This is a genomic window from Antarcticimicrobium sp., from assembly GCF_029212575.1.
Classification (GTDB): Bacteria; Pseudomonadota; Alphaproteobacteria; order Rhodobacterales; family Rhodobacteraceae; genus Antarcticimicrobium.
Genome location: NZ_JARGPK010000036.1, coordinates 59,932 through 83,757, shown reverse-complemented (window position 1 = coordinate 83,757; position 23,826 = coordinate 59,932). Strand labels below are relative to the sequence as shown.

Below are 23,826 nucleotides of genomic sequence, written 5' to 3'. Positions count from 1 at the left end.
CAGTTATGAAACATCGTGACTTCATCACGGGTATCGTTTTGGCGGCAGGCGTTCTGGGGGCCGGCGCGGCATTGGCACAGGCAAAGGGGCCGATGAGCGGCCCGATGGAGGGGATGGGCATGCATCAGCGCCCCAGCTTCGAGGAACTGGATGCCGATAAGGATGGCGCAGTCACCGCCGAAGAAATGATGGCCCCTGCCAAGGCGCGCTTCGGTCAGGCCGACGCGGATGGCGACGGCAAGCTGAGCCTGGAGGAAATGCAGGCACAGGCGCGCCAGCGGGCCGACGAGATGGCCAAGAAGATGCTGGAGCGGATGGACCGTGACGGCGACGGAACGGTGAGCTTCGATGAGATGCCGGGCCAGCGCCGGATGACCCAGGCGGAACGCATGTTCGCCCGTGCCGATGCGGATGACGACGGCACCCTGTCGAAGGAAGAGTTCGACCGCGCCGGTGACCGGATGGGCCGCCATCATGGCAAGCGAGACGGTCGTGGCGATGGGCACCGTATGGGCCATGGTCACAAGAAGGGTGGCGACAAGGACGGTTGCGACGGTCCGATGCGCCAGCGGATGCAGGACAACAACTGATCCTGTGGCCCGGGCCGGGATCATATCCGGACCGCCGGGCGCGCGCGGTGTAACCGCCGCGCCGTCCGGGGGAGAGGATGCGGAGCTGTCCGACGATGCGCTGGTCGCGCTTTTCGCCAATGGCGACGAGCGGGCGGCGCGGGTTCTGACTGCGCGACTCGGTCCCAAGGCTTACTCGGTTGCCCTGCGCGTGCTGGGCAACCGGGCCGAGGCAGAGGATGCGGCGCAGGAGGCGATGTTGCGGCTCTGGCGCATGGCGCCGGACTGGCGCCCCGGAGAGGCGCAGGTTTCGACCTGGCTGTACCGGGTGGTGATGAACCTCTGTCTCGACCGCAAGCGGCACGGCAAGCGCGCCGGGGCGGTGCCGCTCGACGCGGTGCCCGATCCGGCCGACCCCGGGCCGGGCGCGGCAGAGCGGATGCAGGACGGGGCGCGAACGGATGCATTGCAGGCGGCGCTTCTGACCCTGCCGGAACGGCAGCGACAGGCCGTGGTGCTGCGCCATATCGAAGAGCTTTCCAACCCCGAGATCGCGGGGATCATGGAGATCAGCGTGGAGGCGGTCGAGAGCCTGACCGCGAGGGGCAAGCGGACATTGGCCGCGGCCCTGGCGGGGCGGCAAGCGGAATTGGGGTATGACAATGGTTGATAAAGACATCGAAGACAGCATTCTCGAAACCCATTTCGCGGCCGCTCGCTGTGCGAATACGGTCCTGCCCGCCGGGCTTGCGGCGCGCATGCTCGCCGATGCCGACAGGGTGCAGGCCGAAAGTCTGCGGGTCGGTGAGGGCGCCCTGGCCGGTGCGGGCCGCTGGCGCCAGCTTCTGGCGCTGCTGGGCGGCTGGCCGGCGATGGGCGGGCTGGCAACAGCCTGTGCCGCCGGGGTCTGGATCGGTGTCTCGCCGCCCGATTTCCTGCCCGATCCGGTCGGGTTGATGGCCGAGCAGAACAGTTCCGTGAACCTGTTGGACAGCTATGCGCTGTCCTCGGTATTGCCGGAGGATGGATAAGATGACCGATATGACCGATCGCAAACCGCCGCGGATGCGCATGTGGATCCGGGTCGCGTTGGGTGTGTCGCTGGCGCTGAACCTGGCGGTGGCCGGGATGGCGGTGGGGGCGGCGATCCGCTTTGGCGGGCCGGACAAGGCGCGCGCGCCGCTGCCGCTGGGCGCGATGCTCTACCGCGAACTGCCGCGCGAGGACCGTCGCGCGTTGCGGGACGAGCGTTTGGGCCCGCGGGATGAGCGCGCCGAACGGCACCGCGCCGAGGCCGCAGAACTGGACGCGGCGCTGCGGGCGGTGCCCTTCGATCCGGCCCCGATCGAGGTATTTCTCGCCGCGCAGTCCCGGCAGCGCAACGATCTGGAGCAGGCGCTGCGCACCGCCTGGCTGACCCGGGTTGCGGGGATGAGCGACGGCGAACGCGCGGCCTATGCCGACCGGCTGGCCGAGGCGATGGCGCGTCATTCTCACCATCGCGACCGCTAGGGCGGACGGTGCCGGTCAGGCCGGCTCCGATGCGATGGAGTACCGATTGCGCCCCTCGGTCTTGGCGGCATAGAGCGCCCGGTCGGCACTGCAGATCAGCGCCGCGGCTGGGTCGGCGCACCGCCCCCCCTGCGCCGGGCCGACAGCCAGGCCGATACTGGCGGTGACATGCAGCGGCGGAGTTGGGCCACCTGGTCCGATCAGCGCCTTATCCAGTGCGCGGCAGAGCCGCCCGGCAGCCTGTCGGGCCGCCCGAAGGCCGCTGCCCGGCATCACGACCAGAAATTCGTCGCCGCCAAAACGCGCAATCATGTCGGGGGCCCTCACGGCCCCCTGCAGCCGCCGCGCTGCCTCGATCAGAACTGCATCGCCCACGGGGTGGCCGTGGCGGTCGTTGACCCGCTTGAAATGGTCGAGGTCGGCCAGAAGCAGCGCGGCGGTTTCGCCGGTCCGCGCCGCGCTGCGCAGCGCGGCGTCGAGATGCGGCAGCGCGTGGCGTCGATTGAACAGACCGGTCAGCGGGTCGCGCAGGGCATCGCGCAGCCCGTTCTGGACCGTATTGCGCAGCCGGTCCGCGCGTGCCTTGCGCCGCAGTTGCGCTTCGAGCCGGAGCGCCAGTTCGGCGGCGTCGAAGCCCGAGGGCATCACGTCATGGGCGCCCCGGTCCAACGCCTCGACGGCGAGCCGGTTGTCCCCGGCGGCGGGCACCGCGATCACCGCGGTGTCGCGGGTCGCGCCGCCAGCGCGCAGCCCGGCGAGCACATGCAGCTCCGCGCCCGCCTCTGGCTCCGCGCCGACCTCGATCACCACGGCGTCGGGCCGGGGGGAAAGCGGGCTGTGCGTCGCGCCGATCCGGTGGCAGGCGATCGGGTGCGCCATGTGCCGGGTCAGCGCGGTCCGCCAGGCCCGCGCGGTCCCCGCGCGGCCGGTCAACAGCGCGATACGGGCGCTCTGGGGGCGCAGGGCGAACACCGCTTTGGGCTCTGCAAGGCCGGCGATGTCCGGCGCGCCGCCGGCAAGGCATAGCCCCTCTCCGCTGAAGCCGGTGCGCAACAGGCTGCGGATACGGGCCTGCAGCAACCGGTCGTCGGCCGGCAGCGCGAGCGCGTCATCGATCCCGGCCCGCAGCGCCCGCAGCCGCGCCGCACGGTCGTTCCGGGCGGTCAGTGCAATCATCGGAACCTGCGCCAGCGCCGGATCGCGGTCGAGCTGAGACCGGAGCGCCGGTGCGTCACCATCGGGCAACGCCATCGCCGCGATGACAAGGTCGGGCCGGATCCGGGGGGCCATCGCCAGAGCGTCGGACAGCCGCGTTGCCTGCACCACCCGGTACCACGCGGCGCCCAGTTGCACCTCCAGCATCACACGCCGGATCGCGTCGGCGTCGGCGATAAGAATGGTTTCGTGCAAGGGGTCGCCTTTCGTCCAGCACCGGTGAAACTGTGGCAAAACTGTGGCGGGGAGTGGTTAACATTCGGTTTCGAAGGCTAGGTCCGGAGGCATGAAAAAAGCCCGGCACACAGGTGCGCCGGGCCGGGGATTTTCAGCGACCGGGCCGGATCAGGCGGCGGCCTTGGCCTCCGGGTTGAAGCGGCCATAGAAGGTCTGGCCCTTCTCCGCCATCTCGCGCAGCAGCGGCGGGCAGGCGAAACGCTCGCCATAGGCTTCGGTCAGCTGGTCGCAGCGTTCCGCGGCATAGGGGGTGCCGATGATGTCGATCCAGCTCAGCGGGCCGCCCGACCAGGGCGCGAACCCCCAGGCCAGGATGGCGCCCACGTCGCCTTCGCGGATGTCCATCAGAACGCCTTCCTCCAGCGCACGGACCGCTTCCAGAACCTGCGCGAACATCAGACGTTCCTGCACTTCGATCAGGTCGGGCTGCGGATCGGCCAGCGGGTATTTGTCCGCCATGCCTTTCCAATAGCCCAGCCGCTTGCCGCTTTCGTCATAGTCGAAGAAGCCGGCCTTGGACTTGCGGCCAAGGCGCCCTTCCTCTTCCAGCCAGAAGATCAGATCATCGGCCGGGCTGTCTGGATAGGCATTGCCCATCGCCGCCTTGGTCGCCCGGGCGATCTTGGCCCCCAGATCGATCGAGGTCTCGTCAGTCAACTGGATCGGCCCGACGGGGAAGCCGAGCTGTTGCGCCGCGTGGTCGATCAGCGGCATCGCGACGCCCTCGGTCACCATCCGCATCGCTTCGTTCATGTAGGGAATGATGCAGCGGTTGCAGTAGAAGAACCGCGCGTCGTTCACCACGATGGGTGTCTTGCGGATCTGGCGCACGTAATCCAGCGCCTTGGCCACGGCCCGGTCGCCGGTTTCCTTGCCCTTGATGATCTCGACCAGCAGCATTTTCTCGACCGGCGAGAAAAAGTGGATGCCGATGAACTGCTCGGGCCGCTTGCTGGCCTTGGCCAGTTCGGTGATCGGCAGGGTCGAGGTGTTGGAGGCAAAGATGCAGTCCTCGGGGATGATCGCCTCGACCCGCTGGGTCATCTCGGCCTTGACCTTGGGATCCTCGAACACCGCCTCGATGATCAGGTCACAGCCATTGAGGTGATCCAGATCGGGGGTGGCAGTGATCAGGCCCAGCATCGCCTCTTTCTTCTCGGCCGTCACCTTGCCGCGCTTCATCCCCTTGTCGAGATAGGCCTCGGTATAGGACTTGCCCTTGTCGGCGGCGGCCTGATCGCGGTCGATCAGCACCACCTCCATGCCCGCCTGGGCCGAGACCAGCGCGATGCCCGCGCCCATCATGCCGGCACCGAGCACGCCCAGTTTCTTGACCCGCTGGTCGGGAATATCCTTGGGCCGCACCGCGCCTTTTTCCAACGCCTCCTTGTTCAGGAACAGCGACCGGATCATCGCGCCCGACGACGGGTTCATCAGCACATGGGTGAACCAGCGTGCCTCGATGCGAAGGGCGGTGTCGAAATCGACCAGCGCGCCTTCATAGACCGCCGACAGCAGTGCCTTGGGCGCGGGGAAGGCGCCCTTGGTCTTGCCGTTCACCATGGCATTGGCCCCGACAAAGGTCATGAAGCCCGCCGGGTGATAGGGCGCACCGCCGGGCATCTTGTAGCCCTTGGCATCCCACGGCTTGACGATATCGGCATCCTTGGCGGTCAGCACCCAGTCCTTCGCGGCGGAAAGCGGATCGGCGACCACCTCGTCGATCAGTCCGGCGGATTTGGCCTTGGCCGGCTCCACCATCTTGCCCTCGAGCAGGAACGGCGAGGCGCCCATCGCACCCAGCTTGCGCACCAGCCGCGTGGTGCCGCCGGCGCCGGGGAAGATGCCGACCATGATCTCCGGCAGGCCGATCCGCGCCTTGGGGTTGTCGGCGACAAAGGTGCGGTGCGTCGCCAGCGGCAGTTCCAGCCCGATGCCGGCGGCGGTGCCGGGCAGGGCGGCGGCGATCGGCTTGCCGCCCTTCTTGGTCTTGGGGTCCATGCCCGCAAGCTCGATCTTCCGCAGCAGGGCGTGCATCTGCATGATGCCGTCGAACAGCCCGCGCGCGGGATCGTCGCCGGCGTCTTCCTTCATCTTGGCCAGCAGGTTGAGGTCCATGCCGCCGGCAAAAGAGCCCGCCTTGCCCGAGGTGACGACGATGCCCTTGACGGCCTCATCGGCCAGCGCGTCGTCGATGCAGGCCTCCAACTCGGCCAGCCCGTCGAAGGACATCACGTTCATCGACTTGCCCGGCACGTCCCAGGTGATGGTGGCGACGCCCTCGGCGTCTTTGGTCAGGGTAAATTCAGCCATATTTCCAGTCTCCCGTTCCGTCGCTTACACGCGCTCGATGATGGTTGCCGCGCCCATGCCCGACGCAATGCAAAGGGTGGCAAGGCCCACTTGCTTGTCCTGGCGTTCCAGCTCGTCCAGCACGGTGCCGATGATCATCGCCCCGGTGGCGCCCAGCGGGTGACCAAAGGCGATGGCGCCGCCGCCGACGTTGACCTTGTCGGCATCGACGTCAAACGCCTGCATGAAGCGCAGCACCACGGCGGCAAAGGCCTCGTTCACCTCGAAGAGGTCGATGTCGGAAATGGTCATGCCGTTATCCCTGAGGATCTTCTCGGTCACCGGCACCGGACCGGTCAGCATGATTGTGGGATCGGTGCCGATCTTGGCGGTGGCGCGGATACGCGCGCGCGGCTTGAGCCCGTATTTCTCGCCGAATTCCTTGTTGCCGATCAGCACGGCGGCAGAGCCATCGACGATGCCCGAGCTGTTGCCCGCGTGGTGCACATGGTTGATCCGCTCAAGATGCGGGTATTTCAGCAGCGCGATCTTGTCGAACCCCGGCATCTGCTCGCCCATCATCTGGAACGAGGGGTTGAGCGCGCCCAGCGTCTGCATGCTGGTTTCCGGGCGCATGTATTCGTCGTGATCGAGGATCGCCAAGCCGTTCTGGTCGCGCACCGTGATCACCGACTTCGCAAAGCGGTCTTCTTTCCAGGCGATTTCGGCACGGCGCTGGCTTTCCACCGCCAGCGCGTCCACATCCTCGCGGCTGAAGCCGTACTCGGTGGCGATGATGTCGGCCGAAATGCCCTGCGGCACGAAATAACTGTCCATCGCCAGCGTCGGATCGACCGCGATGGCGGCGCCGTCGCTGCCCATGGCGACCCGGCCCATCATTTCCACGCCGCCGGCGATATAGGCCTCGCCGGCGCCGCCGCGCACCTGGTTGGCGGCCAGGTTCACCGCCTCCATGCCGGAGGCGCAGAAGCGGTTGATCGCCAGCCCGGGGATCGACTCGTCCAGATCCGATGCCAGAACGGCCGAGCGCGCCAGGCAACCGCCCTGTTCCATCACCTGGGTGACATTGCCCCAGATCACGTCCTCGACCGCGTGGCCGTCGAGATTGTTGCGCTCCTTGAGCGCGTTCAGCGTCAGCGCGCTGAGCCGCAGCGAGGTCACCTCGTGCAGGGCGCCGTCCTTGCGGCCCTTGCCGCGCGGGGTGCGCAGCGCGTCATAGATATAGGCTTCTGTCATGGTCGTCTCCTTATGCGCGGTCCGACGGGTTGCCGGGCATCAGATCATAGGGGTGTTTCCAGCCGGGCTGGTCGCTGAGGCGCGTCAGCCAGGCGTCGATATGGGGCCATTCGGTCCGATCGAAGCCGAAAGGCTCGGGATAATAGAGATAGCCGCAGCAGCTCAGGTCGGCGTTGGTCACGCCCTCGCCGACGATCCAGTCGCGGCCCTCCAGATGGGCGTTCAAGAGCTGGTAGGCGGCCTTGAGCCGGCCCTGGTTGAAGCCGATCACCTCGGCCGGGCGCTTGTCCTCGGGCAGGAAGTTCATCAGGAACCGGGTCATCCCCGCCATCGAGCTGAGCTTGTGGTTGTCCCAGAGCACCCAGCGCAGCACGTCGTATTTCTCGGCCTGCGTGGTGCCGCCGAACTTGCCGGTCTTGTCGGTGACGTATTGTTGGATCGCCCCCGACTGGCTGAGTTTGAAATCGCCGTCCACCAGCACAGGCGCCTCGCCCATTTCGTTGATTTCGTTGCGGTACTCGGGTGTGCGGTTGGCGCCGGCGAAGAAATCGACGAACACCGGCTCCCAGTCCAGCCCGCTGAGTTGCAGTGCCAGCGCCGCCTTGTAGGAATTGCCGCTTTCGCCGAAGCAGTAGAGTTTGATGGTCATCTGTCATGCCCTCCCTGGGCGCGTTTGGTTGATGTCGGATTCGAGTATTTTGGACGAGAAGAAGCGGGGGACGCCAGTGCCCGGTAACCCGTGGTTAACCAGGGTCGGCGCATCCTGCCTTTGCGGTACAGGCTGGAGAGCCGATGACCGCACGAGGAGAAGCCCCGCCGTCCCGCCCGGCCGCCACTCAGCGTGATCGGCGCCGGATGGCGGGGTGGACCTGCGCTTCTTTTCGTCCCAAATACTCCCGCCGGAGGCCTCCGAGATCGGCCACCAGGCGGTGCGTTGCAGGTTCATTCCCCCTCCGTTTCCCCGTCACCCCTTTCGCGCGTCCAACTCGGAATTGAACCGGCGCAACCGGTGGGCCAGGTGCTCTTCGTCGGTGATCGCGTCGAAATTCTCGAACAGGAAGGACAACGCCTCGCCCTCGTCCAGCCCGGCCTCGGCGGCAAAGGATTTCAGCCGCCGGTATCCATCCTCGGTCATCGCGACCGGAAAGCGGCGGGTCAGTCGGAAGCGTTTTGCCATTGCTTTCTTCCCTGCGGATGGCGGGGCCGGGCGATGTGCCCGGCACCCGTTTAGGCTTCAGAAGTTGGCCGCGTCCAGACCCATCACCGTTTCCGCACCGCTTTCGATCCGGCGCAGGTGCAGGGCGGTGGCGGGCAGGCGCCGCGCCATGTAGTAGCGCCCGGTCATCAGCTTGGTCTGGTAGAACACCGCGTCCGAGGCGCCCCCGGCCAGCGCCGCATTGGCCGCCTTGGCCATGCGCGCCCACATCAGCCCGAGGCAGACATGACCGAACATGTGCATGAAGTCATAAGAGCCGGAGAGCGCGTTGTTGGGGTTCTTCATGCCGTTTTGCATGAAGTACATACCCGCCGCCTGCAGATCTTTCGACGCGGCCTTCAGAGGCTCGATGAAATCGCGGTCATAGTCTTCGTCCGCGCCGGCGTTCTCCTTGCAGAAGCTCTTGACCAGGTCGAAAAAGGCCATCACGTGCTTGCCGCCGTCCTGTGCCAGCTTGCGGCCCACCAGGTCGAGCGCCTGAACGCCGTTGGCACCCTCGTAGATCATCGCGATGCGGGCGTCGCGGGTGTATTGCGACATGCCCCATTCCTCGATGTAGCCATGACCGCCATAGATCTGCTGCGCCTGCACCGTCATGTCATAGCCCTGGTCGGTCAGAAAGCCCTTGATTACCGGGGTCATCAGCGAGATCAGCCCGTCGGCCGCCGCGTCGCCGCCGCGATGGGCCTGGTCGATCAGCATGGCGCCCCACAGGATGAAGGCGCGGGCGCCCTCGGTGAAGCTTTTCTGATCCATCAGGTTGCGGCGGATATCGGGGTGCACGATCAGCGGATCGGCAGGGCCGTCGGGGTTCTTGACGCCGGTGACGTCGCGGCCCTGCAGCCGGTCCTTGGCGTATTCGACCGCGTTCTGATAGGCGGCCTCGGCCTGCGCCAGGCCCTGCATGCCCACGCCCAGGCGGGCCTCGTTCATCATGGTGAACATGGCGCGCATACCCTTGTGTTCCTGCCCCAGCAGGTAGCCGACAGCACCGTCATAGTTCATCACGCAGGTGGAGTTGCCGTGAATGCCCATCTTTTCCTCGATCTTGCCGACCGAGACGCCGTTGCGTTCGCCAAGCGAGCCGTCTTCGCCCACGAGGAACTTGGGCACGATGAACAGCGACACGCCCTTGATCCCCTCGGGGCCGCCGGGGATCTTGGCCAGCACCAGGTGCACGATGTTGTCGGCCATGTCGTGATCGCCCGACGAGATGAAGATCTTCTGACCCGTCACGCGATAGCTGCCGTCATCCTGTGGCTCGGCCTTGGTGCGCATCAGGCCCAGGTCGGTGCCGCAATGGGGCTCGGTCAGGTTCATGGTGCCGGTCCATTCGCAGGACACCATCTTGGGCAGGTAGGTCGCCTTCTGCGCGTCGGAGCCATGGGCGAGGATGGCGCTGGCGGCACCATGGGTCAGGCCCTGGTACATGGTAAAGGCCTGGTTGGCCGAGGAGAACATCTCGCCCACCGCAGTGCCGATCACATAGGGCATGTTCTGGCCGCCGAATTCCTCAGGCATGTCGAGGCCGGTCCAGCCGCCCTCCTTCATCTGCTCGAAGGCCGCCTTGAACCCGGTGGGGGTGTAGACCACGCCGTTTTCCAGCCGACAACCCTCTGTGTCGCCGATGACGTTAAGCGGATGCAGCACCCCGGCGCTGATCTTGCCGGCCTCCTCGAGAATGGCGGATGTGAAATCGGCCTCCAGCTCGGCATAGCCGGGGATGTCGCTCGCACTCAGGGCGAGCACGTCGTGCAGGATGAACTGCATGTCCTTGGTGGGTGCGGTGTAGCTGGGCATTTCAAACCTCCCTCAGAGTATCGGTACGCGTGCGTTTGAACGGGGCAGGGGGGCTATTCGGCCACCTTGCGGGTTTCGGTCATCGAGGCGATCATCCGTTCGCCCCATTTCAATTGCGCCTTGAGATCGTCGATCGCCTCGTCAAGCTCGGCGCGCTGGTTTTCCATATCGGTCAGCCGGTCGCGCGCGATGTCATAGGTGCGCGACAGCTGGGTCAGCTGCTGGTCGCCGACATAGTAGAGGTCGAGCAGCTGGCGGATCTCTTCGAGGCTGAAGCCGAAACGCTTGCCGCGCAGGATCAGCTTGAGCCGGGCGCGGTCGCGCTTGGTGAACAGGCGTTTCTGTCCCTCGCGGTGGGGGAACAGAAGCTCTTTCGATTCGTAGAACCGCAGGGTGCGCGGTGTGACGTCATAGGCATCGCACATCTCGCGGATCGTCATCAGGTTTTCGGTCATCATCGGTTGCTCATCGTCGGCTTCGGGTCATGTCTCTGCCTCAGAGGTGACCCCTTGCTCGACCGTATACAACAAGAAGTTGACGTTTACGTAAGCTGAACGTTGCGTCACTCTTCGGGGTGACGTAGGATCACTCCTCCGGTGCCCGGATTGCGGGGCGGAGCGACCCCGGGATCATCGCCTGAGCCCTGAGTTTGTTAATGAAAAAGGCGTTGGGTCCGCGGCAGGATCACGCCAGATGGCGCAGGATATCCGCGCGCAGCTGCGCAAGCTCGTCCAGGGCTTCGTCGATCTGCACGCGCTGCAGGTTGAGGGCCTCGGATTGGCGGTCGGCCATCTCGACAAAGGCCTTGAGCTGGGCCTCGGTGCCCTCGTTCTCGTAGATCAGGAGCCATTGACGGATCTCTTCGAGCTGGAATCCGAACTTGCGACCGCGCATGATCAGGGTCATCCGCGCCCGCTCGCGCGGGCCATAGAACCTTGCGCGCCCCTCGCGGTCGGGCTCCAGCAACTCGATATACTCGTAATACCGAAGGGTGCGCGGCGTCACGTCGAATTCGGCGCACATTTCCTTGAACGACAATCGCTGATCGGACATTCCGGCTTCTCCCACGCGGCGCAACTTATGGCGACGGCGCGACAAGCGCAATGCCCGGGCTTGCCCTTTGGGGGTGGGGCGGATCATAAAGGCGGACAACCGGAATAGGAGCGTCCACCGTGATCGACAAGGTCAAGTTCGCGCGTCAATTCATCGAGGCGATTCCCCACGCCAGCGCCCTGGGGCTGGAGTTGACCGAGATCGGCGACGGCCGCGCCGTGATCACAATGCCCTACAGCGACCACCTGATCGGCGATCCGGAGACCGGGGTGATCCACGGCGGCGCCGTCTCGGCGATGATGGACACCTGCTGCGGCGCCGCGGTGATGAGCCACCCCTCGGCCCCCGGGGCGACCGCCACAATCGACCTGCGCATCGACTACATGCGCGCGGCCACGCCGGGGCAGCGGCTGACGACAACCGCGGATTGCTATCACGTCACCCGCAACGTCGCCTTCGTGCGCGTCTTCACCGTGGATGATGACACCGACCGCCCGGTCGCCACCGCCGCCGGTGCCTTTACCGTGGAGCAACGCTGATGGCCCGCTCCCGTCCGGAACCCGTGCAGGTGGTCAAGCAACGCCGCGACGCCGCGCTGCGCGCACTGGTCACAGGGGTGCCCTATGCCCGGTTCCTCGGGGTCGACTTCGACCGCCGCGGCGACGAGCTGACCGGTGTGATGAACTTCAACGAGAAACTGATCGGCAACCCGTTCCTGCCGGCACTGCATGGCGGAGCGACGGCAGCCTTTCTCGAGGTGACGGCGATCATCACCCTGGGCTGGTCGCAGCTCTGGCCCGACATCGAAACGGGGGCACTGGACCCGAAGGAAATGGCCGTCGGTAACCTGCCGCGCCTGCCCAAGACCATTGATTTCACGGTCGATTACCTGCGCTCGGGCCTGCCGCGCGACGCCTATGCGCGGGCCACGGTCAGCCGCTCGGGGCGGCGCTATGCCTCGGTGCATGTGGCGGCCTGGCAGGACCATCACGACAAGCTCTTCGCGCAGGCCACCGGGCATTTCCTGATGCCGCAGCCGGCGGCGGCGCCGGACCGGGGCGCGTGACGCAGCTGACCGCTCCGCGTGCCGCGATCACCCATCGGCGCATCCTGCGCATCGCGGTGCCCATCGTTCTGTCGAACATCACCGTGCCGATCCTCGGCGCCGTCGATACCGGTGTGGTGGGCCAGCTCGGCCTGCCCGAACCGATTGGCGCGGTCGGGCTGGGGGCGATCATCCTCTCGGCGGTCTACTGGGTGTTCGGGTTCCTGCGCATGGGCACGGTCGGGTTGACCAGCCAGGCGCTGGGCGCGGGCGAGCACGGCGAGGTGGCCGCGCTGCTGACCCGGGCGCTGCTGATCGGCGGGGCGGGGGGCATCGCCCTGATCGCGCTGCAGGTGCCGCTGTTCTGGGGCGCGCTGCAGGCTTCGCCGGCGACGGCGGATGTCGAGACGATGACCACCGGCTACATGCGCATCCGCGTCTGGTCGGCGCCCGCGGCCATCGCGATTTACGGCATCACCGGCTGGCTGATCGCGCAGGAGCGCACCCGCGCCGTGCTGATGATGCAGCTCTGGATGAACGGGCTGAACATCGGGCTGGACCTGTGGTTCGTGCTCGGCCTCGGCTGGGGCGTGCAGGGGGTCGCCTTTGCCACCTTTCTCGCCGAATGGTCCGGTTTGGCGCTCGGGCTGTGGTTCTGCCGCGCGGCTTTCGTGCGCCCGGAGTGGTTCGACCCCGCCCAGGTGTTCGAACGCACCCGTCTGACCCGCATGCTGGCGGTCAACGGTGACATCCTGCTTCGCTCGCTGCTGTTGCAGGCGATCTTCGTCAGCTTCCTGTTCATCGGCTCGGGCTTCGGCGACGTCACGCTGGCGGCCAACCAGGTGCTGATGCAGTTCCTGACCTTTTCCGCCTTCGCGCTGGACGGCTTCGCCTTTACCGCCGAAACGCTGGTCGGTCAGGCGTTGGGCGCGCGGGCGCGCGACCGGCTGCGCCGGGCCGCCGTGATGAGCAGCGCCTGGGGCCTGGTGATCGTGCTGGCGCTGTCGCTGGCCTTTGCGCTGGCGGGCGGCGCGATCATCGACCTGATGACCACCGCGCCCGAGGTACGGCAGGCGGCGCGCGGATTTCTGCCCTATGCGGTCGCGGCTCCGCTGCTGGGGGTGGCGGCCTTCATGCTCGACGGGATCTTCATCGGCGCCACCGCGACGCGGGACATGCGCAACATGATGGCGGCGAGCTTTGCGGTCTATGCCGTGGCGCTGGCCCTGCTGGTGCCGGTCCTTGGCAATCACGGGCTGTGGCTGGCGCTGCTGATTTCCTTCGTCGCGCGGGCGATCACGCTGGGCCTGCGGTACCCGGCCCTGGAGGCGCGAGTCACCTAGGGAATGTTCGAATTTGACGGCAGTCTGCAGTTCAAAGAGAATTAATAAAGATAAATAAATTACTGATTTAAATAGTAAAAAAGTAAAAGACTGGTTCTGTTCTCCACAGGGTTATCCTCAAGGAATATTGAAAAAGTATTATTCGCCTTGAGGCTCCAATAAGCCCAACAAGCGTTCTGGCGGCCGACCGATCACCGCGCGCGCGCCTGAAATGGCCAGCGGGCGCTCGATCAGCCTTGGGTGTTCGACCATCGCAGCAATCAATTTTTCATTGCCGTCGCTCCGGGCCAGCCCCAACTCCCGGAACAGCGCCTCGCCGGGCCGCATCATCTCGATCGCCGGCGGGTTGCCCAGGGCCGCGCGCGCGGCGGCAAGCTCCTCGGCGCTCGGCGCGTCCTCCAGGTAACGGCGCACCGTCACCTCGGCGCCGTGCTCTTGCAGCAGGGCCAGCCCGGCGCGGGATTTCGAACAGCGTGGATTGTGCCAGTATTCGATCATAGCCAGTCCTCTCGTTTCGTTCCCACCGCCTCGGCCACGGTGGCAAAGCCGTCGCGTGCCAACAGCGTCTCCAACCCGGTCACGATCCGGGGCACCAGGCTCATGCCCTGGTAGACCAGCGCGGTATAAAGCTGCACCGCGCTGGCACCGGCGCGGATCTTGGCATAGGCATCCTCGGGCGAGGCGATGCCGCCCACGCCGATCAGCGGGATCTCCCCCCCGGTCAGGGCACTCAGCCGGGCCAGAACCTGGGTGGATTTTTCGAACAATGGCACCCCGGAGAGGCCACCGGCCTCCCCCCGCTGCGGGCTGGTCAGCCCGTCGCGCGACAGCGTGGTATTGGTGGCGATGATCGCGTCCACCCCGGTGTCGCGCGCCACATCGGCGATATCGGCCAGCTCGCCCTCGCTGAGATCCGGCGCGATCTTCAGAAACACCGGGATCGGGCGAACCAGCGCATCCCGCGCCGCCATCACCCCGGTCAGCAGCGCCGAAAGCGCCGCCTTGCCCTGAAGGTCGCGCAGTTTCTCGGTATTGGGCGACGAGACGTTGACCGTGGCGAAATCCAGATGCGCGCCGCAATGGGTCAGCACCCGGGCGAAATCGCCGGCGCGATCCTCGCTGTCCTTGTTGGCGCCGAGGTTGAGGCCGATGACAGCCTCCTTGGGCCGTTCGGCCAGCCGCGCCGCGATCGCCTCCATCCCCTCGTTGTTGAAGCCGAAGCGGTTGATCGCCGCGCGGTCCCCGGTCAGGCGGAACAGGCGCGGTTTCGGGTTGCCGGGCTGCGGGCGCGGGGTGGCCGCGCCGACCTCGACAAAGCCGAAACCTGCGCGCGACAGCGGCGCCAGAACCTCGGCGTTCTTGTCGTATCCGGCCGCCAGCCCCACCGGGTTGGGCAGGTCGAGCCCGGCGATCCGGCACCGCAGCCGGGGCGAGGTGATCGCGCCGGACCCGGGCACAAGGCCCATCTTCAGCGCCCGGATCGACAGCCCGTGCGCGACCTCGGGATCGACCCGGTGCAACAGCGCCAGCCCGGCCTGTTCCAGCAGGCTCATGCCATCTCCTCGGGAAAACGGTGGGCACCGTTTTCCAGCGGCAGCGGCCTCGCCCAGAGCACGTCGCGCATCCGCAACACACGGTAAAGATGCGGGAATTTCGCGCCGCCCCGCGATACCTCCCATTTCAGCTCCGCGCCCAGCGCACCCGCGTCGCAGGCCAGCAGCATCAGCCCCTCTTCGCCCGCGAAATGCTTGGCGGCGGTCTCGGCGGCCTGTTCGGCGGTCGAGAAATGCACATACCCGTCGGCCAGATCGACCGGCGCCCCGGCGGTTTCGCCCGCCTGTTGCAGCGCCGCCCATTCGTCGGCGCGGAATATCTTGAATATCAGCATGGTTGGGTGATGCCCCGGCAGGATCGCGGAATCAAGCGCGATTGGCGCAAGGTCAGCGCGCAAGAGACTTTGACAGGATGCGATTTGCGGCGCACCATCACTGAAAAAACCAACCGGGAGTTGTTTCATGAAGACGCGTTTTCTTACCCCCTTTGCCGCGCTGGCGTTCAGCGCCGGGGCGGCCTCGGCCGATTACAGCCTGACCATCCTGCACACCAACGATTTCCACGCCCGGTTCGAGCCGATCAGCAAGTATGACAGCGGCTGCTCGTCCGAGGACAACACCGAGGGCAAGTGTTTCGGCGGCTCGGCGCGGCTGGTCTCGGCGGTGGCCGAGGCGAGGGCCCGGTCGAACAACTCGATCCTCGTCGATGGCGGCGATCAGTTCCAGGGCACGCTGTTTTATACCTATTACAAGGGCAAGGTCGCCGCCGAGATGATGAACAAGCTCGGCTATGACGCAATGACCGTGGGCAACCACGAATTCGACGACGGGCCCGAGGTTCTGCGCGGCTTCATGGATTCGGTGGGCTTCCCGGTGCTGATGTCCAATGCCGATGTCTCGGGCGAGGAAATGCTGGCGACCAAGCTGCTGAAATCCACCGTGATCGAACGCGGCGGCGAAAAGCTGGGCCTGATCGGGCTGACCCCCGAGGATACCGACGAATTGGCCAGCCCGGGCCCCAACGTGCATTTCACCGATCCGGTCGGCGCCGTGCAGGGCGAGGTCGATCGGCTGACGGCGCAGGGGGTCAACAAGATCATCGTGCTCAGCCATTCCGGCTATCGGGTCGATCAGCGGGTCGCGGCCGAGACCACCGGCGTCGATGTCATCGTCGGCGGTCATACCAACACCTATCTCAGCAATGTCTCGGACCGCGCCGAGGGGCCTTATCCGACCATGGTCAACGGCGTGGCGATCGTCACGGCCTATGCCTATGGCAAGTTCCTGGGCGAGCTGAACGTGACCTTTGACGACGCCGGCGAATTGATCGAGGCCAAGGGCGAACCGCTGATCATGGATTCCGGCGTGACCGAGGACAGCGCCACGGTAGAGCGGATCGCGGCGCTTGCCGTGCCGTTGGAGGAGATCCGGCAAAAGGTGGTGGCCGAGGCCGCCGCGCCGATCGAGGGCGACCGCAACACCTGCCGGGTTGAGGAATGCGCCATGGGCAACCTGGTGGCCGACGCCATGCTGGAGCGGGTCGCCGATCAGGGTGTCACCGTCTCCATCGCCAACTCCGGCGGACTGCGCGCCAGCATCGACGCGGGTGCGGTGACCATGGGCGAGGTACTGACGGTGCTGCCGTTCCAGAACACGCTTTCGACCTTCGAGATCTCGGGGCAGGGCCTGATCGACGCGCTGGAGAACGGCGTCAGCCAGGTCGAGGATGTGGCGGGCCGTTTCCCGCAGGTCGCCGGCCTGACCTTCGCCTGGGATTCCGCCGCACCGGCGGGCGCGCGGATTTCCGAGGTGATGGTGGCCAGCGAGGACGGTTACGTGCCGCTCGATCCCGCGGCGACCTACCTGGCGGTGACCAACAACTACGTGCGCAACGGCGGCGACGGCTACAAGTCGTTCTCGGGCGATGACAAAAACGCCTATGACTACGGCCCCGACCTGGCCGATGTCACCGCCGAGTACCTGGCCGCGCATTCGCCCTATCAGCCCTATACCGACGGGCGGATCAGCAAAAAGTAACGCTGGTGCCGGGGAGGGGGGGCACACCTCCTCCCCCTGTCACCCCGGGTTTGACCCGGGGCCTCCTCGGGACCGGCCGATCCCGGATCAGGTCCGGGAGGACAGCGCGGCTTTCGCGGTCCTGTTCCTTGTGAGGGGGGCGGTCGGCCTTACCCGTCCAACCCGGGCCAAAGCGCCGGATTGAGCCCGGCAATGAACGGGGCCAGCGCCTCGGCGTGGGTGCGCCAGGCCCCGACCGAGCGGCGGTGCACCGGCTGGCGCAACTGTCCCGCGCTCGAGGTCAGCACCGCCTCGGCGGTCTCATCGGGCCGCGCCATCTGCGGCACCCAGTCCAACCCGCAATGGGCGGCGAGGGTTCGGCTGGCGACCTCCGGATCGGCGGTCATCTCCTCATAGGGCAGATCCAGGATCTGCCCCGGCAACAGCCGGTGCCAGAAGGCCATGATCTCGGCATAGAGGTTGAACCGATGCGCCATCGCCCGCAGGTCGTAGGTATAGTTCAGCGCGCTGCCCGAGAAATGGCCGCGCCACATCGACAGGGCCACGTCGCGCGGGTCGCGGCGCAAATGTACGAAACGGGCCCCGGGATGTACGGTTTTCAGGAATCCGATCAGCCGGTAATTCTCGGGCATCTTGTCGGTAAAGGCGCTCACCCCCGCAGGCAGTTCCGGAAGCATCCGCCGCTCCGCGCTGAGGTAATCCTCGATCTCCGCCGCGCCGAAGGCGCGCTCGGATTCGATCAACGGGTACAGCTGGCGGCCGGCGACGATCTGTTCGCCCAGTGGTTTGACCGCCGGATGCGCGCCGAGCATCGCCTCGACCAACGTGGTGCCCGAGCGGGGTAACCCCAGCACGTAGATCGGGATCACGGGCTGATCCGGGTCGGCCCCGTCCGGCGCGGCGGGAAACCGCGCCATGATCGCGTGGTTCAGCGCGCTGTCGCGGATCGCGTCATAGGGCAGGGCGCGGGCCATGTCGCGGTTGGCCTCGCTGAGATAGCGCGCCTCGGCCAGGGAGTCGCCGGCCTGCTGCGCGATGCGGGCCAGTCCGAAATTCAGGCTGACCCGTTCCTGGTGGCGCGATCCGGCCCGTTTCAGCGCCGCCCGCGCGGACTCGCAGAGAGAGGCGTTCTGCTCGCGGCTTTGCAGCGCGGCCAGACGTTCGATGGCCTCGGCGTTCTGCGGTTCCAGCGTCAGGATCTCGCGATACTCCTCCTGTGCTGCCGCCTGGTCGCCGGACTCCAGGTAACTGGCGGCAAGGCGCAGATGCGCGCCGATATGGGCCGGGGCCAGGGCCACCGCGCGGCGGGCGGCGTCCAGCGCCGCGTCGTAGCGGGTCTGGCGGGCCAGCGGCAGGCTGATGTTGATCAGCGTGTCAATGTTGGTGGGGTCGAGCCGGAGGGCGGTCTCGAAATCCTCCAGCGCCCGGTCGGTCAGGCCCAGCGTGTTGCGCAGAACCCCGCGCAGGTTGAAGTTGCGCGGCTGACCCGGCGCCAGGTCGATGGCCCGCGATGCGGCGGCCTCGGCCGCCTCGGTCAGGCCCAGGTTGGCCAGCGCCTGCGCCTGCAGGTAATGGGCCCCCTCGTCCTCGGGGTGGATCGCGACCATCCGGTCGAGCAGCGTCAGCGCCTTCTCGGTCATGCCCAGCAGGATCAGGGTTTGCGCCAGGTTCCGCTGAGCATCCGCGAAATGGGGATCCAGCCGGATCGCCTTCTGGAACATCGGGATCGCGGCACGCTGCTGGCCAAGCCCGCACATGGCCAGCCCTGCAAGGTTAGGAAAACGTGCATCCTTGGGATGGCGCGCCATGGCGGATTTGACGGTCTTCAGTGCGCCCTTGTGGCGACCCTGCTGAAGCTGCACCTGGGCCACGGCAATCGGGTTTTGCTTGGGCATGATGGGATACTCTTGAACCGCTTTACCTATGTCACATAAACTTCACAAAGGCCGAGGCAACTTCCGTCGCCGGCAAAGGCGAAAATTCGCCCGGTCCGGTTTTACATGCGCCCGGATTTTGATCATTGGTGGGATGAAATGTGCGGACGCTTTGCAATCACCCTGCCCAGTGACGCAATGGCGCGGCTGTTCGCGGCGCAACCGGCCAACGACCTGCCGCCGGTGCCCAATTTCAACGTTTGCCCCACCAACCCGGTTCACGTGGTGCGCGCGGGAGAAGGCGCGCGGCGGCTGGTGCCGATGCGATGGGGGTTCCTGCCGCATTGGTACAAGAGCGCCACTGGCGGGCCACTGCTGATCAACGCACGGGCCGAGACCCTGGCGGAAAAGCCCGCCTTTCGCGCCGCCTGCCGCGAGCGGCGTGGCATCGTGGTGGCAAGCGGGTTCTATGAATGGACCAATACCGACGAGGGCCAGCGCCTGCCGTGGTATATCCACCGCAGCGATGGCGCACCGCTGGCCTTCGGCGCGGTCTGGCAGGACTGGGGCAAGGACGATCCGCAGCCCACCTGCGCCATCGTCACAACGGCGGCAAGCGCCGCCTTGTCCGGCATCCACCATCGGATGCCGTTGGTCCTGGACCCCGCCGACTGGCCGCTTTGGCTGGGCGAGGCCGGGGCTGGGGCGGCGCGGCTGATGCACCCGGCGGGCGAGGATGTACTGGCGTTCCACCGGGTCGGAACGGCCGTCAATTCCAACCGCGCCTCGGGGCCGGATCTGATCGCGCCGCTGGCGCGGACCTGACCCCGTCTAGGAGCGCAGGCGCGTTGGCCGGGTCGCCGGGGCCTTGAGCGGCGCGCGGCTGTTTTCATTGCCGGCCATCGTGGCTTTTTTCAGCAGCGCGACAAAGGTCTGCGCCTCCTCGGCGTCGAGCCCGGCGAGGATCTCGGGTTGCAGCGCCTCCACGCGGGACCGCGCCTCTGACAGAAGCTGGGCGCCCTCGGCAGTCAGCGAAAGCGCCTTTGCCCGCCGGTCGCTGCGCGAGGTGGTGCGCCGCACCAGCCCGCGCGCATCCAGCCGGTCGATCACCTTGCCCAGGGTGGCGCGGTCATAGGCCACCAGCCCGGCAACCGTGGCCTGGTCGATTCCCGGATGATTGCGGATCGCACTGAGCGCGGCGTATTGCACAGGGGTCAGGTTCAGTGCGGCCTGGGCCATGTGGTCCATGAACAGGGCCGTGGATATCTGGTTGAGCCGCCGGATCAGGTGTCCGGGCATGGTGTGGATGTCCATGTCGCCTCCGGTTCTAAGCGCAACGGCGATGATGGATCGGGAACGGAAAATTGGCAAGTATGCACATAGTGTTCCGCGCGGTTATTCGTCAGCGCCGGTCCGTGGTGCTTTTCCTTGCCATCCCGGCGCGGTAGAGAGGCCCATGCCGAGAGAGTTCCAATCCCTTGCCGAGCTGCTCGACCACGGGTTCGATACCGTGATCGACGTGCGCAGTCCGGCCGAATACGCCGAGGATCACCTTCCCGGGGCGATCAACCTGCCGGTTCTCGACAACGAGGAGCGCGCCCGGGTCGGCACCATCTACAAGCAGGAGAGCCCGTTCCGCGCCCGCAAGATCGGCGCGGCACTGGTGTTTCACAATGCCGCGCGCCACATCGAGACCGTGCTGCAGGACAAACCTGGCGGTTGGCGCCCGCTGGTTTATTGCTGGCGCGGCGGGCAGCGGTCCGGGTCGTTCGCCTGGATGCTGGGCCAGATCGGCTGGCGCGCCGACAGCATCAAGGGCGGCTACCAGAGCTATCGCCGCCTGATCTATAGCGCGCTCTACGAGGGGCGGGTGCCGCACCCGCTGGTGCTGCTTGATGGCTATACCGGCACCGCCAAGACCGAGCTGTTGCAGATCCTCGACCGGCGCGGGGTGCAGGTGCTGGACCTGGAAGGGTTGGCGGCGCATCGCGGATCCCTGCTGGGCGAGATGGCAGATCCGCAGCCCAGCCAGAAGGCCTTCGAGACGGCGCTGGCCATCGAGCTTGACCGTCTCGATCCGACGCGGCCGGCGGTGGTGGAGGCGGAATCGAGCAAGGTCGGCGAGCGGATGGTGCCACCCGCGCTCTGGGCCGCGATGAAGGTGGCACCGCGGATCGAGGTCGAGGCGTCGCTGGCGGCGCGCACCGCCTACCTGGTGCGGGCCTATGACGATATCCTGTCGGATTCCGGGCGGTTGCGCGAAAAGCTTGACGCGCTGCGCCCCCATCGCGGCCACGCGGTGGTGGATGGATGGTTCGAGCTGATCGCGGCGGGGGACAAGCCGGGGCTGACCCGGGCACTGATGGCCGAACACTATGACCCGGCCTATGCCAAGTCGCGAAAGGCGATCGGGGCCGAGGTGCTGGCCCGGGTTGCGGCGGCGAGCCTGGATGCGCCGGGGCTGGAGGCGGCGGCGGGCGAGATCGCGCGCGTGGTCGAGGGCTGGGCGCCGCGACCGCAGGGCTGAGCGCGGCGGTTGTGACGGGCAGGGCTGGGGGCTCTGCCCTCGTCGCCTTCAGCCGGCTCCGCCGGAGTATTCTCGCAAAGATGAAGGGCCGGGAAGAAGGGCCGTGGCGTTACCCCAGGCTGAGGCGCGGCGGGCCTTGGGTGATCTCTCCGATCCGCGCCGCCTGGTGGCCTGCGGCGCGCAGCCTGGCGACCAGATCGTCGGCCTGCTCCGCCGCGACTGTGGCGAGCAGCCCGCCGGCGGTCTGCGGATCGAACAGCAGATCGGTATGCGGATCGGCGGGCAGGTCCGGCGCCAGCGCCTTGTTGTCCGGGTAGAGCGTGGAGCGGTGGCCTGCCCGCGACAGTTCAAGCGCGCCGGCCATCCACGGCACCGCGCCGAGGTCGAGCCGCGCCGCCACCCCGGAGGCCTCGCAGATGTTCAGCAGGTGACCGGCGAGGCCGAAGCCGGTCACGTCGGTCATCGCATGGGCGCCCGCCAGCAGCCGCGCCGCATCGCCTTGCGGGCGTGTCATCAGCTCAAAGGCCGCCGCGACCCAGTCGCCGCGCGCCGCACCCAGCATCTCGGCCGCCATCAGCACGCCCGAGCCGACCGGTTTGGTCACGATCACCGCGTCGCCGGGCTGTGCGCCCGCCAGGGTGATCGGGTCGCGATCGAGCAGGCCGGTCAGGGTGAATCCGATGGTCAGTTCGTCGCCCATGGAGCTGTGGCCACCGGCGATCTCGGCGCCCGCCTCGCGCAGCACTTCTCCGGCGGCGGCCATGATCTCGGTCATGGTGCGGGCCTGCAATTCGGGCGTCATGCGCGGCAGGATCAGCGTCGCGGTGGCCGCCTGCGGCGCCGCGCCCATCGCCCAGATGTCTCCCAGCGCATGTACCGCCGCGATTCGCGCCATCAGCACCGGGTCCTCGGTGACCGCGCGCAAATGGTCGGTGGTGATCACCTGTTGCACGCCACCCACGGTCAGGACCGCCGCGTCGTCGCCGGGCAGCGGCGTGATGTCGGCGCGTGTCCCGGTCGGCAGCGCGGCGAGCGCGGCCCGCAGCGCCCCGCGTCCCAGCTTGGCGCCGCAGCCGCCGCACATCGGCTTGTCGCCCGGCATCTCCTCCAGCCCGGCGGCGCGGTGGCGGGGCGGTGCGGGCGGTTGCATCGTGGGCAACTCGCGGAACTTGTCCATGAATTTCTGGTCGATCCGGTCCTTCCAGCGCCAGATCAGCGGGCCGGAGAACGGCAGGCCGAACCGTTCGCCAAGCGCCGACTTGCCGCCGAGCGAGATCAGCTTGAGGTAATCTTTCTGCGGGTGGTAGCGGCGGCGCAGCGGGGCGCCCTCAAGTGCTGCGCGCAGGTTGTCGAAAAGGACCGGCGCCTCGCGCACCGCGTAGACCCCCGCCTTCGGGCGCGGGTCGTGCGAAAGATGGGCACAGTCGCCGGCGGCGAAGACCGACGGATCGCTGCTGCGCAGATGCGCGTCGACGGTGATGAAACCGTCCTGCAGCGCCAGCCCGCTTTCGGCGATCCACGGGTAGGCGCGTGCGCCGGCGGCCCCGGTGGTGAAGTCTGATGCGATGGTGGAGCCGTCGGCTATTACCACCCCCTGCGCGGTGACTTCGGAAACCCCGACGCCCTCGCAAAGGGCGATGCCGAGCGCCTTGATCGCCGCGCGCACCCGGCCTGCCGCACCATTGCCTAAGGCAGAGAGCGCCCGGGCACTGTCGATCAGGCTCAGCTCGGCCAGCCGGCCGCGCGTTCGCAGCGCATGGGCCATTGCCATGACCAACTCGGCCCCGGCCACGCCGCCGCCGATCACCGCCACGCGGACCGGCCCATCGCCCGCCAGGTAGCTTTGCCAGCGTGCGGCGAAGGGACCAAGCGGCTTGGCCGGGATGCCGTGCTCGGCAAAGCCGGGCAGGGCGGGCATGTGGGAGGTGATGCCGACGTTGACCGAGCAGACGTCATAGGCGATCGGCGGCCGACCGGGCACACGCACCAGCCGCGCCTTGGAGTCGATCCCGGTGCATTCCCCCAGAACCACCCGCGCCCCGGCGAAACGCGCCAGCTTCACCAGGTCTATATCCAGCGCATCGCGGTCGTAGTGCCCCGCGACAAAGCCGGGCAACATGCCCGAATAGGGGGCCGTGGGGCCGGGGTTGATCACCGTCAGCCGTGCGCCGGGCAGCGGACGCATGCCCCATTTGCGCAGCACCAGCGCGTGGGTATGGCCGCCGCCCACAAGCACGAGGTCGCGGGTCAGGGGATGCGGGGGCTGGTGCACGGGCGGGGTCCTCTTTGTGCCGGA

At 67.1% G+C, this 23,826-nt stretch carries 24 protein-coding genes; 10 read left to right on the top strand and 14 right to left on the bottom strand.

The window, feature by feature from the left end; all coding sequences use genetic code 11:
* The first annotated feature begins 5 nt into the window (after window positions 1-5).
* From P1U75_RS06780 to P1U75_RS06765, 4 genes are all read left to right on the top strand, one after another.
* Window positions 6-590, top strand: a complete 585-nt coding sequence (locus P1U75_RS06780; protein ID WP_300241295.1) for an EF-hand domain-containing protein — start codon at window positions 6-8, stop codon at window positions 588-590.
* 85 nt (window positions 591-675) lie between these two features.
* A complete protein-coding gene (locus P1U75_RS06775) occupies window positions 676-1,239 on the top strand; it encodes an RNA polymerase sigma factor (RefSeq protein WP_300241325.1) in 564 nt (187 codons plus the stop codon).
* Window positions 1,232-1,600 (top strand): hypothetical protein, encoded by a 369-nt coding sequence (locus P1U75_RS06770; protein WP_300241293.1) that lies wholly within the window; start codon window positions 1,232-1,234, stop codon window positions 1,598-1,600. Before P1U75_RS06775 ends, P1U75_RS06770 begins: the two co-directional genes overlap by 8 nt.
* 1 nt (window position 1,601) lies before the next feature.
* Window positions 1,602-2,081 carry a periplasmic heavy metal sensor gene (locus P1U75_RS06765; RefSeq protein ID WP_300241291.1) on the top strand — a complete coding sequence of 160 codons (480 nt, stop codon included), beginning with the start codon at window positions 1,602-1,604 and terminating at the stop codon, window positions 2,079-2,081.
* A 15-nt stretch (window positions 2,082-2,096) separates the two neighbouring features.
* On the opposite strand, the gene P1U75_RS06760 is transcribed toward P1U75_RS06765, so the two are convergent.
* The 8 genes from P1U75_RS06760 to P1U75_RS06725 form a co-directional block, all read right to left on the bottom strand.
* Window positions 2,097-3,491 (bottom strand): diguanylate cyclase, encoded by a 1,395-nt coding sequence (locus tag P1U75_RS06760; protein WP_300241289.1) that lies wholly within the window; start codon window positions 3,489-3,491, stop codon window positions 2,097-2,099.
* Window positions 3,492-3,641: 150 nt separating this feature from the next.
* A complete protein-coding gene (locus P1U75_RS06755) occupies window positions 3,642-5,846 on the bottom strand; it encodes a 3-hydroxyacyl-CoA dehydrogenase NAD-binding domain-containing protein (protein ID WP_300241287.1) in 2,205 nt (734 codons plus the stop codon).
* A 24-nt stretch (window positions 5,847-5,870) separates the two neighbouring features.
* Window positions 5,871-7,082, bottom strand: a complete 1,212-nt coding sequence (locus P1U75_RS06750; protein WP_300241284.1) for an acetyl-CoA C-acetyltransferase — start codon at window positions 7,080-7,082, stop codon at window positions 5,871-5,873.
* Window positions 7,083-7,092: 10 nt separating this feature from the next.
* Complete coding sequence (locus P1U75_RS06745; protein ID WP_300241282.1) at window positions 7,093-7,731, bottom strand: glutathione S-transferase family protein; 639 nt, start codon at window positions 7,729-7,731, stop codon at window positions 7,093-7,095.
* Between the two features lie 315 nt (window positions 7,732-8,046).
* Window positions 8,047-8,259 carry a hypothetical protein gene (locus tag P1U75_RS06740; protein WP_300241279.1) on the bottom strand — a complete coding sequence of 71 codons (213 nt, stop codon included), beginning with the start codon at window positions 8,257-8,259 and terminating at the stop codon, window positions 8,047-8,049.
* A 57-nt stretch (window positions 8,260-8,316) separates the two neighbouring features.
* Window positions 8,317-10,098 (bottom strand): acyl-CoA dehydrogenase C-terminal domain-containing protein, encoded by a 1,782-nt coding sequence (locus tag P1U75_RS06735; RefSeq protein ID WP_300241277.1) that lies wholly within the window; start codon window positions 10,096-10,098, stop codon window positions 8,317-8,319.
* A 53-nt stretch (window positions 10,099-10,151) separates the two neighbouring features.
* Complete coding sequence (locus tag P1U75_RS06730; protein ID WP_300241322.1) at window positions 10,152-10,553, bottom strand: MerR family DNA-binding transcriptional regulator; 402 nt, start codon at window positions 10,551-10,553, stop codon at window positions 10,152-10,154.
* A gap of 229 nt (window positions 10,554-10,782) precedes the next feature.
* Complete coding sequence (locus tag P1U75_RS06725) at window positions 10,783-11,151, bottom strand: MerR family DNA-binding transcriptional regulator (protein ID WP_300241275.1); 369 nt, start codon at window positions 11,149-11,151, stop codon at window positions 10,783-10,785.
* A gap of 119 nt (window positions 11,152-11,270) precedes the next feature.
* Here P1U75_RS06725 and P1U75_RS06720 point away from each other — a divergent pair, with 119 nt between their 5' ends.
* Genes P1U75_RS06720 through P1U75_RS06710 form a run of 3 tightly spaced genes read left to right on the top strand, consistent with a single transcriptional unit; the run spans window position 11,271 to window position 13,539 of the window.
* A complete protein-coding gene (locus tag P1U75_RS06720) occupies window positions 11,271-11,690 on the top strand; it encodes a PaaI family thioesterase (protein ID WP_300241273.1) in 420 nt (139 codons plus the stop codon).
* Window positions 11,690-12,217 (top strand): PaaI family thioesterase, encoded by a 528-nt coding sequence (locus P1U75_RS06715; protein WP_300241270.1) that lies wholly within the window; start codon window positions 11,690-11,692, stop codon window positions 12,215-12,217. Before P1U75_RS06720 ends, P1U75_RS06715 begins: the two co-directional genes overlap by 1 nt.
* Window positions 12,214-13,539 (top strand): MATE family efflux transporter, encoded by a 1,326-nt coding sequence (locus tag P1U75_RS06710; protein WP_300241268.1) that lies wholly within the window; start codon window positions 12,214-12,216, stop codon window positions 13,537-13,539. The genes P1U75_RS06715 and P1U75_RS06710 overlap by 4 nt, the downstream gene beginning before the upstream one ends.
* 138 nt (window positions 13,540-13,677) lie before the next feature.
* On the opposite strand, the gene arsC is transcribed toward P1U75_RS06710, so the two are convergent.
* Genes arsC through P1U75_RS06695 form a run of 3 tightly spaced genes read right to left on the bottom strand, consistent with a single transcriptional unit; the run spans window position 13,678 to window position 15,427 of the window.
* A complete protein-coding gene (arsC, locus tag P1U75_RS06705; RefSeq protein WP_300241265.1) occupies window positions 13,678-14,037 on the bottom strand; it encodes an arsenate reductase (glutaredoxin) in 360 nt (119 codons plus the stop codon).
* Window positions 14,034-15,092 (bottom strand): quinone-dependent dihydroorotate dehydrogenase, encoded by a 1,059-nt coding sequence (locus P1U75_RS06700; protein ID WP_300241262.1) that lies wholly within the window; start codon window positions 15,090-15,092, stop codon window positions 14,034-14,036. The genes arsC and P1U75_RS06700 overlap by 4 nt, the downstream gene beginning before the upstream one ends.
* Window positions 15,089-15,427, bottom strand: coding sequence for a DUF952 domain-containing protein (locus P1U75_RS06695; protein WP_300241259.1), 339 nt, complete (start codon window positions 15,425-15,427; stop codon window positions 15,089-15,091). The genes P1U75_RS06700 and P1U75_RS06695 overlap by 4 nt, the downstream gene beginning before the upstream one ends.
* A gap of 127 nt (window positions 15,428-15,554) precedes the next feature.
* Between P1U75_RS06695 and P1U75_RS06690 the strand changes: the two genes are divergently transcribed.
* Window positions 15,555-17,129, top strand: coding sequence for a bifunctional metallophosphatase/5'-nucleotidase (locus P1U75_RS06690; protein WP_300241256.1), 1,575 nt, complete (start codon window positions 15,555-15,557; stop codon window positions 17,127-17,129).
* 149 nt (window positions 17,130-17,278) lie between these two features.
* On the opposite strand, the gene P1U75_RS06685 is transcribed toward P1U75_RS06690, so the two are convergent.
* Window positions 17,279-19,024 carry a tetratricopeptide repeat-containing sulfotransferase family protein gene (locus tag P1U75_RS06685; RefSeq protein ID WP_300241252.1) on the bottom strand — a complete coding sequence of 582 codons (1,746 nt, stop codon included), beginning with the start codon at window positions 19,022-19,024 and terminating at the stop codon, window positions 17,279-17,281.
* A gap of 138 nt (window positions 19,025-19,162) precedes the next feature.
* Between P1U75_RS06685 and P1U75_RS06680 the strand changes: the two genes are divergently transcribed.
* Window positions 19,163-19,828, top strand: coding sequence for an SOS response-associated peptidase (locus P1U75_RS06680; RefSeq protein ID WP_300241248.1), 666 nt, complete (start codon window positions 19,163-19,165; stop codon window positions 19,826-19,828).
* Window positions 19,829-19,834: 6 nt separating this feature from the next.
* On the opposite strand, the gene P1U75_RS06675 is transcribed toward P1U75_RS06680, so the two are convergent.
* A complete protein-coding gene (locus P1U75_RS06675) occupies window positions 19,835-20,317 on the bottom strand; it encodes a MarR family transcriptional regulator (protein WP_300241246.1) in 483 nt (160 codons plus the stop codon).
* Between the two features lie 142 nt (window positions 20,318-20,459).
* Here P1U75_RS06675 and mnmH point away from each other — a divergent pair, with 142 nt between their 5' ends.
* Complete coding sequence (mnmH, locus tag P1U75_RS06670; RefSeq protein WP_300241244.1) at window positions 20,460-21,530, top strand: tRNA 2-selenouridine(34) synthase MnmH; 1,071 nt, start codon at window positions 20,460-20,462, stop codon at window positions 21,528-21,530.
* A 109-nt stretch (window positions 21,531-21,639) separates the two neighbouring features.
* Here mnmH and selD read toward each other — a convergent pair whose 3' ends face one another.
* The gene (gene selD / locus P1U75_RS06665; RefSeq protein ID WP_300241241.1) at window positions 21,640-23,802 is read right to left on the bottom strand and encodes a selenide, water dikinase SelD; all 2,163 of its coding nucleotides are present in this window, start codon (window positions 23,800-23,802) and stop codon (window positions 21,640-21,642) included.
* Window positions 23,803-23,826 lie beyond the last annotated feature (24 nt).

What these genes read in the sequence shown, in the direction of transcription:
- P1U75_RS06780 (WP_300241295.1), top strand. Translation starts at nt 6, where the DNA reads ATGAAACATCGTGACTTCATCACGGGTATCGTTTTGGCGGCAGGCGTT.
- P1U75_RS06770 (WP_300241293.1), top strand. Translation starts at nt 1,232, where the DNA reads ATGGTTGATAAAGACATCGAAGACAGCATTCTCGAAACCCATTTCGCG.
- P1U75_RS06765 (WP_300241291.1), top strand. Translation starts at nt 1,602, where the DNA reads ATGACCGATATGACCGATCGCAAACCGCCGCGGATGCGCATGTGGATC.
- P1U75_RS06755 (WP_300241287.1), bottom strand. Translation starts at nt 5,846, where the DNA reads ATGGCTGAATTTACCCTGACCAAAGACGCCGAGGGCGTCGCCACCATC.
- P1U75_RS06750 (WP_300241284.1), bottom strand. Translation starts at nt 7,082, where the DNA reads ATGACAGAAGCCTATATCTATGACGCGCTGCGCACCCCGCGCGGCAAG.
- P1U75_RS06745 (WP_300241282.1), bottom strand. Translation starts at nt 7,731, where the DNA reads ATGACCATCAAACTCTACTGCTTCGGCGAAAGCGGCAATTCCTACAAG.
- P1U75_RS06740 (WP_300241279.1), bottom strand. Translation starts at nt 8,259, where the DNA reads ATGGCAAAACGCTTCCGACTGACCCGCCGCTTTCCGGTCGCGATGACC.
- P1U75_RS06735 (WP_300241277.1), bottom strand. Translation starts at nt 10,098, where the DNA reads ATGCCCAGCTACACCGCACCCACCAAGGACATGCAGTTCATCCTGCAC.
- P1U75_RS06730 (WP_300241322.1), bottom strand. Translation starts at nt 10,553, where the DNA reads ATGACCGAAAACCTGATGACGATCCGCGAGATGTGCGATGCCTATGAC.
- P1U75_RS06725 (WP_300241275.1), bottom strand. Translation starts at nt 11,151, where the DNA reads ATGTCCGATCAGCGATTGTCGTTCAAGGAAATGTGCGCCGAATTCGAC.
- P1U75_RS06715 (WP_300241270.1), top strand. Translation starts at nt 11,690, where the DNA reads ATGGCCCGCTCCCGTCCGGAACCCGTGCAGGTGGTCAAGCAACGCCGC.
- arsC (WP_300241265.1), bottom strand. Translation starts at nt 14,037, where the DNA reads ATGATCGAATACTGGCACAATCCACGCTGTTCGAAATCCCGCGCCGGG.
- P1U75_RS06700 (WP_300241262.1), bottom strand. Translation starts at nt 15,092, where the DNA reads ATGAGCCTGCTGGAACAGGCCGGGCTGGCGCTGTTGCACCGGGTCGAT.
- P1U75_RS06695 (WP_300241259.1), bottom strand. Translation starts at nt 15,427, where the DNA reads ATGCTGATATTCAAGATATTCCGCGCCGACGAATGGGCGGCGCTGCAA.
- P1U75_RS06690 (WP_300241256.1), top strand. Translation starts at nt 15,555, where the DNA reads ATGAAGACGCGTTTTCTTACCCCCTTTGCCGCGCTGGCGTTCAGCGCC.
- P1U75_RS06685 (WP_300241252.1), bottom strand. Translation starts at nt 19,024, where the DNA reads ATGCCCAAGCAAAACCCGATTGCCGTGGCCCAGGTGCAGCTTCAGCAG.
- P1U75_RS06680 (WP_300241248.1), top strand. Translation starts at nt 19,163, where the DNA reads ATGTGCGGACGCTTTGCAATCACCCTGCCCAGTGACGCAATGGCGCGG.
- P1U75_RS06675 (WP_300241246.1), bottom strand. Translation starts at nt 20,317, where the DNA reads ATGGACATCCACACCATGCCCGGACACCTGATCCGGCGGCTCAACCAG.
- mnmH (WP_300241244.1), top strand. Translation starts at nt 20,460, where the DNA reads ATGCCGAGAGAGTTCCAATCCCTTGCCGAGCTGCTCGACCACGGGTTC.